This is a genomic window from Fusobacterium ulcerans ATCC 49185 (assembly GCF_900683735.1).
Taxonomy (GTDB): Bacteria; Fusobacteriota; Fusobacteriia; order Fusobacteriales; family Fusobacteriaceae; genus Fusobacterium_A; species Fusobacterium_A ulcerans_A.
The window spans coordinates 2,956,997-2,969,940 of the sequence record NZ_LR215979.1; the positions used below are offsets into that span (position 1 = coordinate 2,956,997).

The window sequence follows — 12,944 nt, forward strand, 5'->3', positions numbered from 1 at the left end:
TCCTAATATTTTCCATCTAAAATCTTAACACATTCCAGATTTATTGTAAAGGTCAAAGTATTTACAAAAGTTTTTCTTACTCCTTTCATAATTTTATGATAAAATTATATGTTAATAACTTTACTTAGGGAGATGCATTACTTATGATAAAAAAAATTTTGATTCTCCACTTCTTTATTCTGATGTTTTCTTTCTCATTTTCTGATGGAGTTCAGTCTAAAGCTTATAAAGTGGATGCCATCAATAAAGCAATAGAAGAATTAAAAATGCAGCAGGCTCATTTAGAGCTTTTAAAAGAAAAAATAGAAAGTACAGATACTGATGTTACAAAAAAAATTCCTGTTTCTGAAGGCAGACCAAAAATAGCCCTTGTCCTAAGTGGTGGAGGTGCAAAAGGAGCTGCCCATGTTGGAGTTCTTAAAGTTCTTGAAAAATATCAGATTCCTGTGGATATAATAATAGGAACAAGTGTTGGTAGTATAGTGGGAGGAATGTACTCTATTGGCTACTCTCCTGATGAAATAGAAAAAACTATACTTAACCTAAAGTTTACTTCACTTCTTACAAATTCAAAAGATAGAAATCTAAAAAATATAGAAGATAAAATAGAAAATGATAAATATCCTTTTACTGTCAGTATAGATAAAAATCTTAAGTTGTCATTCCCTATGGGATTTTTAAATGGAGAGAATATTTATTTGCAATTAAAAGAGATATTTAACAGAGCTGAAAATATTAAAAATTTTAACGATCTTCCTATTCAGTACAGAGCTATCACTACTGATTTACAAACTGGAAAAGAAGTAATTATAAGAGATGGAGATCTTGCACTTGCCACTTTTAAAAGTATGGCTATACCTAGTTTTCTTGAGCCCATAGAAGACAATGGAAAATTTTATGTAGATGGAGGAGTTGTTAATAACTTTCCTATAGATGTAGCTCTTTCATTAGGAGCTGATATAATTATAGCTGTTGATATTTCAGCTGAAGCCTCTAAAATAAATGAAAAATCTAATCTTATAACTATTTTAGACAAACTTGCTACATATAATGGAAATAGAAAAGTTGATTTACATAAAAGGCTAGCTGATATTTTAATAGTTCCAGATGTAAAAGATCATGATACAATAGATTTCAGCAATCTTTCAGCACTTGTTGATGAGGGTGAAAAAGCTGCTGAAAAATATGGGTATATTTTAGAAAATTTAAGTTATCCAAAGGAATTTAAAGAAATAAAAGAAAAAAGTCTTAAAGAAAAACCTATATTGATAAAAAATATAAAACTTGTTGGAAATCAAATTCTTACTGAAGAAAAAGTTAAAAATCTTATGCCAAATGTCAATGGCAACCAGTTCACCAGAGCAGATTTAAATGACTGGACAAAAAGAGTTTATTCAGTAAGCTATATAGAGAGAGCTTTTTATGAAGTAGATGGAGATACTATTATATTTAAAGTAAAAGAAAAAGATGGAATAAATATCAATGCTTCACTTAATTATGCTTCTAATTATGGTGGTTCTATGAATATTTCTGCCACTATACCAAACTTTGGATTATGGACTAGAAACTATACTGTAAAAGCAGAGGCATCAAGCTATCCTAAAATAGCTCTTAATAATCTTTCATTTTATGAACTAGGAAGAATTAAAATTTTAACTGCTGCAAGTATAGGTTATGAAGTAGACCCATTATTTATCTTTAATGATGGAAATAAAGTTTCAACATATGATTCAAATACTTTCAAAACTACTTTGTCACTTGGTACTGCAATATCTAATAATGTTGTTACAGGATTAACTCTAGGATATCAAGATACTGACAATAAATATTCCAGCGGAAGCAGAGCATACAGAGATTTCCATGAAAGTTATCAAACTGTTTCTACTGGTATGTATCTTTATATTGACACTCTTAATAAAAAGAATTTTCCATCAAAAGGAAATGTTCTGCGTTTTGATGGTTTTAACACTCAAGGTGTAGCAAGTAAAGATATAAATTATAATGGTTTTATGTTTTCTACTGATTTCTATCTTCCTGTAACTGAAAGGTTCTCTATGAATTTAGGAATATCTGGAGGAAAAACAGCAGGTGAAAATATTCCTAATAGTAGCCTATTTAAATTAGGTGGATTAAGAGATAATGATTTGACATTTTCATTTATAGGTCTCCCTATGATGGGAAGATATACTGATGAATTTTATATGATTCGTGGTGGGGTTCAATACAGACTTACAGATACATTTTATCTTATAGGAAAATATAATATGATGACTTATTCATCTGATGGATTATCTTTCCAAAAATCTTATGAAATTGGTGATAGAAGATATCATGGTTATGGTGGAGGTATTGGTTGGGATACATTCCTTGGTCCTATTTCTCTAATGCTGTCTAATGATTTGGATTCTTCTTCCCCATTATTTGAAGTATATATGGGATATACATTCTAAATAAATTAAAATTTTAAATAGATCAAAGGGATAATAAAGTTGAAAAATGTGTAAGAGTTTTTGTTTATTGTAAAAGAAATCAGCATTTGAATTTCATAATATAAAAATAAGTTTCAATCTCATAGCTGTAGCAGTAGTGTTATTATCTTTTATATTTTTAGAAAGCATCTATGGAATAAGAGAAGAAACATTTATTGTTGCTTTTCTAGTTGAAAGGGTTGTAGGGCTTATTTCAAAACTATCTAAAAAAGAAGTAAGAAAATCAAAATCATTTATAGTTTAAAAAGGAGGTATATACCTCCTTTTTTATTACATTCATATATTTAATTTATTTTCTAAACTTCTTGTTCTTCTAAATTAAAAAATAAATAATTTTTAAAACTTAAACTTATATCCTATTGAGATCATATTATCAGAAATTTTTGATCTTTCTATAGAAATATCATAAGAAGCATTTATTGATGTCTGCTCACTTATTTTTACTTCTGCTCCTAAATTTATCCATGTAGTATTTTTATTTAGTTTTATTCCTGTTATATTATATTCATTACCAGTTGTATCCCCTACATATCTGGCTTTGAAATCAAGTTTATCTTCTGAAAAAGAAACTACCTGAGTAACACCTCCATAGACTTTTACTTTATCAAATTTAATTTCTCCTCTTATTCCAGCTACTCCAGAAAATTGTTTATAATTTTTTCTGTCAGCTTCAATACCATATATACTACTGGAATCTTCTTTGAAGCTTCCTCTTCTTACATGATCATACATTAAGCCAGCAAAAGGATTTAATTTTATTTTTTCATTCACAGGGAATTTATATCCAAATTCTCCATATAGAGAATAGATAACACTATTATGATCTGTTTTTAAATGAAGATTGTCATTATTTATCCAGATATCTCTTTCAATATCACTCTCTGTATACCCTATTCCAGCTCTTCCTAAAGTATACAATCCTTTTTTATTAAATTCATATAATCCATATCCAGATAACATAATATTTGTATTTTCAGCTTTACCAGCATATTTATCAAAATCAGCTTCAGCTTTTGAAGCAAAAATAACAGTTCCAAGGAGAAGTTTTTCAGTGAAATATTTATCTATTCCTACTTGTCCCCCATATAATTTTGTATCTGCCTCAGCATATCCACTCTGATAAAGTTTTCCCTTTGCTCCTATTCCATTAAACCAAATTCCAGCCATATTTTTGTTTTCATCATCAGAAATAAGTGCCATTCTATTAGAAAGATCTCTGTTCATTTCTTTTAACTGTTTAAATATAAGATTCTGTGAAGAAGCATATATTTCAGCTGATAATGAATCTATAGTTCTTGGAAGAAGAGCATTAGGTGTAGCTAATATTCCAGAAGCTGCTTTTAAAAAAGAATCATTATTCCCAGCTGATACAAAAGAATTTTCTAAATTCATAGCTGTATTTATAGCTGAGAAAGATGTCATTCCTAAAGATTTTGCCACATATTCTGTAGAATTTCTTTTATAATCTAAACTTATTTTATTATTTGTTATTACTATATTCTGAAAGTTAAAATAGTTATTAATTGGAGCTGTGTTTATGTTTTCAGAAACAACATTTTGAATTAATCCAGCAGTAATAATATCTTTTGTAATATACACATTGGAGGCAGGAATACTTTTGGCTCCATAAGTTACATTTATTTTCCCATTTCCATTATCAAAAATTCCTGCAACTTCCAGAGCAGAAGTAATATCTATACTAATTGAACTGTTGCTGCTTCCTGTATAATTTCCATTAATTTTCAACCCTCCATAGGACACACTGAGACCCTCTGATGAAGTAGAATTATTTTTTATATCTCCATTTATAGATACTTCTCTCTCAGTTATCCCCAAAGGAGATATTAATCCAACAGCTCTTAATGTTCCAGTATTCTCTAAAATTACATTTGAGTCTAAATGATTTGTCACAACAAGAGTTCCTTCTTGTACTGTTGTTTCTCCTTCATATATATTATTTCCAGTAAACCACAGAGTTCCAGTACCTTTTTTTATTATACCAGCATCTCCAGATATGTCATTTGAAAAAGTATAATTTTCAATGTTTTCTGAAGAAGTTGGATATCCTTCCATGTCAATAATTACATTATCTACATGATTTCCTTCATTGTCAAATGTAAGTCTTTTATCAAAACTGGCAGGCCCTTTCAAAGCCTTTTCTAAATTAAGATACCCCCAACCATAAATATTATCTACCCCAGCAGCTCCTAAATCCGTTGCTGTAGTTAGCAAAGATTGTTTGATAATATCTCTAGACATCCATGGATATTTAAGTTGTATAGCTCCTGCTGCCCCTGCTATCACAGGAGCTGAAAAAGAAGTTCCAAATGCTGTAGTATTATAGATTACTCCATTGTACTCTTTATCTGCGTTAGCCACAAAACTAGCAGTAATAGTCCAATTCATTGCATCTCCAGCTCTGCTGGATTCTCTATGAATCTTTCCAGTTGATGGATCTAATCCAACAACTGCCAGCCAACCTTTTTCAGCTTTAGGATAAAACTTTGGTAAAAGAGCCTCTGCTGTTGGATTAAAATCTCCTGTATTTCCAGCTGCAAAAATAAATAAGGAATCAGTTGCTGCTCTATTTACATAAAAATCAACAATTCCAGATCCCACAGGATAATTTTCTTTGGTTATTCCATAAGAAGGATTTCCAAAGGATTGGCTGAATATTCTTACTCCGTTCTTGTACATTTTCTCATACATACTTGCCTGAAATTTTATTTGCCCTCCTTCAGCTAAATAAGCAGGAATAGCATAAATTTTTATTCCATCACTTACACCTATTTTATTTCCTCCTATGAGAAGAGATACCAGTTCTCCATGAGTATATGTATTGTTTAATTTTTTCTGTGGATCAGCACCAAAATTATTGTCAATGAATATCCTATAGTTACCTGAAGGATCTTTAAATTCATCAAAATATGAGAAAGATGTATCTATCACTCCTACTATTGTATCAGATTTTTTAAAATTCATTTCAACTTCTGGGGGAATAATAATATTACTGTTATTATTCTCTGATGATGATCCTCCACCACTGCTTCCACAACTACTAAGTAAAATAGACAAAATTATAAATATATATGAATATTTAGTCTTAATATTTCTCTTCATTTCTTACCTCCTGCATTTTTATCCTCAATTTGGACATTCAAAAAATTAACATTTTTCCTTTTTAAAAAATTACTTTATTTTTTAAAAATGTCAACTTTTTAAAATTAAAAAATCACAATTTAAGTTAAAAATATCTAACCATACAGAAAGTTTTTAATAATTATATTAAAAATATAATTTTATATTTTTTATTTAATTTCAAAAAATAAAAAAACTTCCAACAAACTACAAGTCTGTTAAAAGTTTTTTTGTTAAATGTGTAATCTTGATTAATATTGGGAAAAGATTTTATAATAATTTTATACCTCTTTTTTATGGCATTATTGTTACAAATAAAATATTTTTATTGCAATAAGCAATATCTTACAAGAAAAAAATTCAAACTTATGTTAAAATATTCCTAACACACAGGAGGATATTATGAAAAAAGAAAGTAGAACTGTCATATTTGATAATGAATTGAATATAGAGGCATATAGTTTTAAGGGAGTAATGCAAAAATTTCCAAATCACTTTCATAAACACTTTGTGATTGGTTTTATTGAAAAAGGAGAAAGAAAACTTTCTTGTCTTAATAAAGAATACATAGTTGGAAGTGGTGATATTACAATTTTTAATCCCTATGATGTCCATACCTGTGAGCAGATAAATGAACTTCCTCTTGATTATAGATGCCTTAATGTATCTGAAGAAATCATGGAAAAAAATATAATAAATATTACAGAAATAAAAGAAAAAATCAATTTTTCTCCAACAGTTATTACTAATCTTTATTTATCATCTTTAATAAAAGAGCTTCATTCCTTGATAACAAAAAAATCAAGAGAATTCCGAAAAGAAGAAATTTTTATACTTATTCTGGAATATTTAGTAAAATATCATTCTATACCTTTTGAAAATAATTATTCTGTAAAACAAAGTGAAAATATAAAAAGAGTATGTGAATTTTTAGAAAAAAATTTTGATAAAAATATTTCACTTGATACACTTACTTCTCTTACAGATTTTAGTAAATACCATCTACTTCGTTCTTTTACTAAAGAAACTGGTATTACACCTTATGGCTATCTTGAAACGGTAAGAATAGAAAAAGCCAAAAACTTTCTTGAAAAAGGAGTCTCTCCAGCAGAAACTGCTTTTCTCACTGGATTTAGTGATCAGAGTCATTTCAGTAATTTCTTTAAAAAGTTCATAGGCCTAACACCTAAGCAATATCAAAATATTTTTATTAATAAAAACAAATCTCTGGAGGAAACAAATGAATAACAAAAACACTTTAGGGCATATTTCTGCTATTCTTACAGTACTTATATGGGGAACTACTTTTATTTCTACAAAGGTTCTTCTTGCACACTTTACGCCTATTGAAATATTATTTTTTCGTTTCACTCTAGGATTTATTGCATTACTCCTTATATATCCTCACAAGCTGGTTCTTACAGATAAAAAACAGGAAAAATTATTTATGTTGGCTGGATTATGTGGAGTTACACTATATTTTCTTTTTGAAAATATAGCTTTAACTTATTCCTTTGCCTCTAATATAGGAGTTATTGTTTCTATATCTCCTTTTATTACAGGGATACTTACTCACTTTTTTTTAAAACAGGAAAAGTTAAAACTAACTTTCTTTCTTGGATTTTTTGTTTCTATTTCAGGAGTAGCTCTTATCAGTTTTAATGGAAGTACTGTTTTAAAACTTAATCCTATTGGAGATATTCTTGCTGTATTAGCAGCAGCTACATGGTCTGTTTATTCTATAGTTACCAAAAAAATAAGTGATTACCAGTACAATACAATTCAGGTAACAAGAAGAATTTTTTTCTATGGACTGATATTTATGCTTCCTGCTCTTTTCTTTTTTGATTTTCGTTTAGGAATGGAAAGGTTTAGAAATCCTCTTGTCCTATTTAATATATTGTTCTTGGGATTTGGAGCTTCTGCTGTATGCTTTGTTACCTGGAATCTTTCTCTAAAGCTTTTAGGAGTACTGAAAACAAGTGTATATATCTATGCTGTTCCAGTTATAACAGTAGCTTTTTCAGCTTTTATACTCAAAGAAAAAATAACTCCTGTTGCTATGTTTGGAACTTTTCTCACACTGGCTGGATTATTTATTTCAGAAAATAGACTTAGTTTGAAAAAAGGAGAAAAAAATGAATGATGAAAACAGTAAATGTGTAATAATTGTAGATGAAGAACTTCCCTTAGGAATAATTGCAAATACATCTTCTATTCTTGGTATTACCCTTGGAAAGCATATTCCTGAATTAATAGGAAAAGATGTCCAAGATGATAATAACAAAAATCATCTAGGTATAATTAAAATTCCCGTTCCTATATTAAAAGGAAATAAAAATATGATACGTGAATTGAGAGAAAAACTCTATACTTCTGACTTTGAAGATATCATTACAGTGGACTTTTCTGATGTTGCACAAAGTTGTAAGACTTATGATGAATTTGAAGAAAAGCTTTCTAAAGTTCATGAAAAAGATATGAATTATTTTGGAATAGCTCTTTGTGGAAATAAGAAAAAAATAAATAAACTCACAGGGAGTATCCCACTCCTTCGTTAAAAAAAGACTGCTTTCATTTTGCAGTCTTTTAGTTTATCTAATTTTTATTATTTTCTGCCATTTCTTTGTACATTTTAGAGAGATCTTTCTTTTCATGATCTGAATAGAAAAGTCCTAAGTTGTACTGAGCATCTTTTAGTCCTTCATCTGCTGCCATTTTATAAAATTTTTCTGCTAAATCATATTTTTTCTGTTCTTCATAGAGTATACCAAGATTATTTTGAGCTTCTAAATCCCCTTGATCTGAAGCAACTTTCCAATATTTTTCTGCAAGAGTATATTTTTTCTGATTTTTATATAAAAGCCCCAAATTATACTGAGCATCCACATCTCCTTGATCAGCAGACATCTTATAATATTTTTCTGCTAAATCATATTTTTTCATATCATCATACATACATCCTAAATTATATTGAGCTCCTCTATCTCCATGTTCTGCGGCCATTTTATAATATTTTTCTGCTTCATCAAAATTTTTCTGTTCATCATACATACACCCTAGATTATATTGAGCATCTTTATCTCCTTGCACTGCAGCCATCTTATAGTATTTTTCTGCCTCTTTATAATTCCCCTGATCATCATATAAAACTCCCAAATTATATTGAGCATCTTTATCTCCTTGTATTGCAGCCATTTTATAGTATTTTTCAGAAAATTCAGTCCTTCCAGTATCTTCATACAATATTCCTAAGGCATACTGAGCATCTATATCTCCCTGATCTGCTGCTATTTTCCAATATTTTTCTGCTTCCTCATAATTTCCTTCTTCATAATAATAATTTCCTTGAGTTACTTGGTTTTTTATATTTTTTGCTGCAAAACTACTACTTCCAAAACTTAATAGCAGGAGAACAACATAAAAAATACTTCCAAATCTATTTTTTAATTCCAAATAAATCCCTCCTTTATTTCTACTATTTTTATTCTACATTTTTTTGGAAAAAATTACAATCTTTCTTTGAATTTATTAGAAAAGACAGGAAGTTTATCCTGCACCCAAAATCTTAGACAAGTAAGATGGAGAGTGTATTTTTTTATGGCTAAATTAACACGAGAGCAAAGTATCCTTTCAAAATGTTGCTTGAAATTTCAAGTATAGCAAGAGCAACTTACTATTTTTACAGAAATAAAAAGATATAGATATAAAAAATCAAGATATTATTGATAAAATCAAGAATATATTTTATGTGCATAAAAGAAGATATGACTATCATAGAATTACATTAGAACTTAGAAATCAAGGCTTACAAGTCAATCATAAGAAGATTTTAAGGCTTATGAATAAATTAAATTTACATAGTATTATGCATAAAAAGAGGAAATAGTCTAAACAATGGATTAATGGAAGGTTTTTTGGCATAATGACATCAGAAATGTTTTATGGACAAAAAAATAATTTATAGAATAATAAAAAAATTAAAAGAATTAATTCCTATACAATATAGAAATCAATCCTTATTAATCAATGTTTAAAATTAAGTTGGCTAAGAAAAAGAGTTCATTACAATTTCCTGCCTCTTATTTTTTAATGTTTTTACATTTTCTTTCTATAAATTCTTTGAATTTATGAAATGTTCCTACTGAAAAACTATCTTTTCTTACAATTATTCCATTCTGCTTTCCTATCATTAGTACATAGAGCTTTTTTAATTCATATATTTTCTTTATTTGATTGTAATCAAATTCCATAAAGATTTTTCCTTCTTCAAGAGTTATTATATCTTCTCCAAAGCGAAAGATACTTTCTGGATGCACTCCATTATGTACAGCAAGAGTATTTTTCATCATATCTCTGCTTACTTTCATATGAATAAAATATATAGCTATTGAAAAGAAAAACATAACTACAAATACAAGTATCTCAAAACTACTTCTTCTTTTTACAATGTTTAAGTATGCTATCCAAAAGCATATTACTGCAAGAATGGCTCCACATACCCTCAAACGTTTCATTATTATTCCTTTCAGATACTCTATAAAAATATTTTTAGTAACGTAGTATCTATTTTCAAATAAAAGTTCTATATCTATCTCCTCACTTTCTTTTTTATATCAATTATATCATATATTTAAAACTAAAAAAATGTTCATTTTTATAAAAACAAACATTTTAGTAGTTTAAAGAGTATTATCATTTTATTTTTTATTAAAATAATATATTAATCTTCTTCATAATTTATATTTTCTTTCAAAAAAGTTCCTTCTTCTAAATCTTTAAATGCCTGCTGAAGCTCAGCCTTAGTATTCATTACAATTGGTCCCCCCCAACTGATAGCCTCATTTAAGCTAGTAGAGCTTATGAAAAGTACTTGTGTATATCCAGAATCTGCTTGAATTTTAACATAATCTCCTTCTGTTAGTTTTACTGCTGTTTTTTCTTCTACTAGTACATCTCCAATATATGCATTACCTGAAAGTAAAAATAACATAACTGAAGCTTCTCTATCTGTATTAATAGTAAAAGAAGTATTAGATTCTAGATGAATATCATAATAATCTAAAGGCAAATATTTACTTTGATATCCCTTTTTATCTCCATATTTTCCAGCAAGTAATCTTAATTTCCCATTTTCAAAAATAATTTCCTCAATTTCATGATTTTTTATACTATGATATGCTGGAGGAACCATTTTATCTTTAGCAGATAAGTTAAGCCATAATTGAATTCCAAGCATTTGTTTTACTGCTGGAAGCTTCTCTTCATGCAAGATTCCAGAACCTGCAGTCATCCATTGGACTTCACCATCTTCAATCATGTCTTCATTCCCTAAACTATCTTTATGAATCATTTTCCCTTTATATATATAACTTATAGTTTCTATTCCTCTGTGTGGATGAAGAGGAAATCCTGCTGTATAGTCATCTGGATTGGTACTATCAAATGAATCGAGCATTAATATTGGATCATAATCATTTACAGTTTTATGTCCAAGTACTCTAACCAAATTTACTCCTGCACCATCTTGTGTTTTGAAACCTTTTACCTGTGTTTTGATTTTTCTTTCCATAAATATCTACCCTCCATAATTTAAAGTAATGTTTATAATAATTAATAAAAGATTTATTTTTTAGTCATTTAAGTATTTTTTTAATGAAGTTTTTTATTATATATAAAACACTTCATAGAAAGATACTATATTATACTTTCATAAATCTATATTTCTTTTTATTTTTTATCATTACAAAAATAATAAAAATATATTAACCATAAAGAATAATTTTTAACATAATAAGCTAATTATTACAAATATAATTCAAAAAGAATGTCAGTCATTTACAGAGCTGAATTGGATATAAAACAAGAAAGATTTCAGTATAGTTATGAATGTAGGAAAAAATAACTTAGGGGAATAAAAAAACCGGCATTACCAGCCGGTTTTTTATATTATTTTTTAACTATTTTGAAAGGTTATAAAAAACGTCAAGTCCTTTGTATTGAGCTGTAGATCCTAATTCATCTTCTATTCTTAGTAATTGGTTATATTTAGCCATTCTGTCAGTTCTAGAAGTTGAACCAGTTTTGATTTGTCCTGCATTTGTTGCAACAGCTATATCAGCTATTGTTGCATCTTCAGTTTCACCAGATCTGTGAGAAACAACAGCAGTCATTCCAGCTCTTTTTGCCATTTCAATAGCATCTAGAGTTTCAGTTAATGATCCAATTTGATTTAATTTGATAAGAATAGAGTTAGCAGATTTTAGTTCTATTCCTTTTTTAAGTCTTTCAGTATTAGTTACAAATAAGTCATCTCCAACTATTTGAACTCTGTCTCCAATTGCAGCAGTTAATTTTGCCCAACCATCCCAGTCATCTTCTCCTAATCCATCTTCGATAGATTTAATTGGATATTTATTTACTAATTCTGTATACCATTCAACCATTTCTTCAGAAGTTCTAGTAACTCCACCTTCTCTTTTGAAGTGGTATTCAAATTTTCCTGGTGCTACTTCTTTACAGAATTCACTTGATGCAGCATCTATTGCGAAAGTGATATCTTTTCCTGGCTCATATCCAGATTTCTTGATAGCTTCAATCATAAGATCTAAAGCTCCTTCAGTTCCGTTTATTTTAGCAGGAGCGTATCCTCCTTCATTTCCTACATTTGTAGAATCTCCATTAGCTTTAAGAAGTTTTCCTAGCTTATGGAATATTTCACATCCCATTCTCATAGCTTCTTTAAAACTCTTTGCTCCAACTGGTTGAATCATGAATTCTTGAACATCTACAGCTGAATCAGCATGAGATCCTCCATTAAGAATATTCATCATTGGAAGAGGTAATTCTTTAGTATTTACTCCTCCTAAATATTTATATAGAGGCATTCCTAATGCTTCTGCTGCTGCTTTAGCTAGTGCTAAAGATACACCTAGTATAGCATTTGCTCCTAATCTTCCTTTATTTGGAGTTCCATCTAATTCGATCATAGCAGTATCAATTCCTACTTGATCTAATGCATCCATTCCTAATATAGCTTCTTTGATTTCAGTGTTTACATTATTTACAGCTGTAAGAACACCTTTTCCTAAATATCTTGATTTATCATTATCTCTTAATTCAACAGCCTCATAAGCTCCTGTTGAAGCTCCTGATGGAACTGCTGCTCTTCCTTTTGCTCCACATTCTAACACTACATCTACTTCTACTGTAGGATTTCCTCTTGAATCAAGTATTTCTCTTGCTACTACATCTACTATTCTTGTCATTTAAAAAAACCTCCTAATAAATTATATCTTTAATCTATCATTACTATTA

The 12,944-nt window shown here is 28.8% G+C and carries 10 protein-coding genes and 1 pseudogene; 6 read left to right on the forward strand and 5 right to left on the reverse strand.

Going from position 1 to position 12,944, the window contains the following annotated elements; all coding sequences use genetic code 11:
• The first annotated feature begins 143 nt into the window (after positions 1 to 143).
• Together E0E45_RS13265 and E0E45_RS13270 are read left to right on the forward strand one after the other, a co-directional pair.
• On the forward strand, positions 144 to 2,450 hold the full coding sequence (locus E0E45_RS13265) for a patatin-like phospholipase family protein (RefSeq protein ID WP_130891609.1): 2,307 nt from the start codon (positions 144 to 146) through the stop codon (positions 2,448 to 2,450).
• 136 nt (positions 2,451 to 2,586) lie between these two features.
• Positions 2,587 to 2,733, forward strand: coding sequence for a hypothetical protein (locus E0E45_RS13270; protein ID WP_197730059.1), 147 nt, complete (start codon positions 2,587 to 2,589; stop codon positions 2,731 to 2,733).
• A gap of 92 nt (positions 2,734 to 2,825) precedes the next feature.
• Here the strand turns inward: E0E45_RS13270 and E0E45_RS13275 are convergent, their stop codons facing one another.
• A complete protein-coding gene (locus E0E45_RS13275) occupies positions 2,826 to 5,609 on the reverse strand; it encodes an autotransporter domain-containing protein (RefSeq protein ID WP_130891610.1) in 2,784 nt (927 codons plus the stop codon).
• A gap of 420 nt (positions 5,610 to 6,029) precedes the next feature.
• Between E0E45_RS13275 and E0E45_RS13280 the strand changes: the two genes are divergently transcribed.
• Genes E0E45_RS13280 through E0E45_RS13290 form a run of 3 tightly spaced genes read left to right on the forward strand, consistent with a single transcriptional unit; the run spans position 6,030 to position 8,188 of the window.
• Complete coding sequence (locus tag E0E45_RS13280; RefSeq protein ID WP_130891611.1) at positions 6,030 to 6,875, forward strand: AraC family transcriptional regulator; 846 nt, start codon at positions 6,030 to 6,032, stop codon at positions 6,873 to 6,875.
• Positions 6,868 to 7,773 carry a DMT family transporter gene (locus tag E0E45_RS13285; protein ID WP_130891612.1) on the forward strand — a complete coding sequence of 302 codons (906 nt, stop codon included), beginning with the start codon at positions 6,868 to 6,870 and terminating at the stop codon, positions 7,771 to 7,773. Before E0E45_RS13280 ends, E0E45_RS13285 begins: the two co-directional genes overlap by 8 nt.
• On the forward strand, positions 7,766 to 8,188 hold the full coding sequence (locus E0E45_RS13290; RefSeq protein ID WP_130891613.1) for a DUF2000 domain-containing protein: 423 nt from the start codon (positions 7,766 to 7,768) through the stop codon (positions 8,186 to 8,188). Before E0E45_RS13285 ends, E0E45_RS13290 begins: the two co-directional genes overlap by 8 nt.
• A gap of 37 nt (positions 8,189 to 8,225) precedes the next feature.
• Here E0E45_RS13290 and E0E45_RS13295 read toward each other — a convergent pair whose 3' ends face one another.
• Positions 8,226 to 9,083, reverse strand: a complete 858-nt coding sequence (locus E0E45_RS13295) for a tetratricopeptide repeat protein (RefSeq protein ID WP_130891614.1) — start codon at positions 9,081 to 9,083, stop codon at positions 8,226 to 8,228.
• A 161-nt stretch (positions 9,084 to 9,244) separates the two neighbouring features.
• Here E0E45_RS13295 and E0E45_RS17935 point away from each other — a divergent pair.
• Positions 9,245 to 9,513, forward strand: a pseudogene (locus E0E45_RS17935) (IS3 family transposase); the annotation flags it as partial.
• 196 nt (positions 9,514 to 9,709) lie between these two features.
• Here E0E45_RS17935 and E0E45_RS13305 read toward each other — a convergent pair.
• The 3 genes from E0E45_RS13305 to eno all read right to left on the reverse strand — a co-directional run bounded on the left by E0E45_RS13305 (position 9,710) and on the right by eno (position 12,895).
• Positions 9,710 to 10,144 carry a YcxB family protein gene (locus tag E0E45_RS13305; protein ID WP_130891615.1) on the reverse strand — a complete coding sequence of 145 codons (435 nt, stop codon included), beginning with the start codon at positions 10,142 to 10,144 and terminating at the stop codon, positions 9,710 to 9,712.
• 206 nt (positions 10,145 to 10,350) lie between these two features.
• Positions 10,351 to 11,199 (reverse strand): pirin family protein, encoded by an 849-nt coding sequence (locus tag E0E45_RS13310; RefSeq protein ID WP_130891616.1) that lies wholly within the window; start codon positions 11,197 to 11,199, stop codon positions 10,351 to 10,353.
• A gap of 388 nt (positions 11,200 to 11,587) precedes the next feature.
• Positions 11,588 to 12,895, reverse strand: coding sequence for a phosphopyruvate hydratase (gene eno, locus E0E45_RS13315; protein ID WP_130891617.1), 1,308 nt, complete (start codon positions 12,893 to 12,895; stop codon positions 11,588 to 11,590).
• Positions 12,896 to 12,944: the final 49 nt, after the last annotated feature.

Coding starts and splice junctions, on each gene's coding strand:
- E0E45_RS13265 (WP_130891609.1), top strand. CDS start 144: ATGATAAAAAAAATTTTGATTCTCCACTTCTTTATTCTGATGTTTTCT.
- E0E45_RS13275 (WP_130891610.1), bottom strand. CDS start 5,609: ATGAAGAGAAATATTAAGACTAAATATTCATATATATTTATAATTTTG.
- E0E45_RS13280 (WP_130891611.1), top strand. CDS start 6,030: ATGAAAAAAGAAAGTAGAACTGTCATATTTGATAATGAATTGAATATA.
- E0E45_RS13285 (WP_130891612.1), top strand. CDS start 6,868: ATGAATAACAAAAACACTTTAGGGCATATTTCTGCTATTCTTACAGTA.
- E0E45_RS13290 (WP_130891613.1), top strand. CDS start 7,766: ATGAATGATGAAAACAGTAAATGTGTAATAATTGTAGATGAAGAACTT.
- E0E45_RS13305 (WP_130891615.1), bottom strand. CDS start 10,144: ATGAAACGTTTGAGGGTATGTGGAGCCATTCTTGCAGTAATATGCTTT.
- E0E45_RS13310 (WP_130891616.1), bottom strand. CDS start 11,199: ATGGAAAGAAAAATCAAAACACAGGTAAAAGGTTTCAAAACACAAGAT.
- eno (WP_130891617.1), bottom strand. CDS start 12,895: ATGACAAGAATAGTAGATGTAGTAGCAAGAGAAATACTTGATTCAAGA.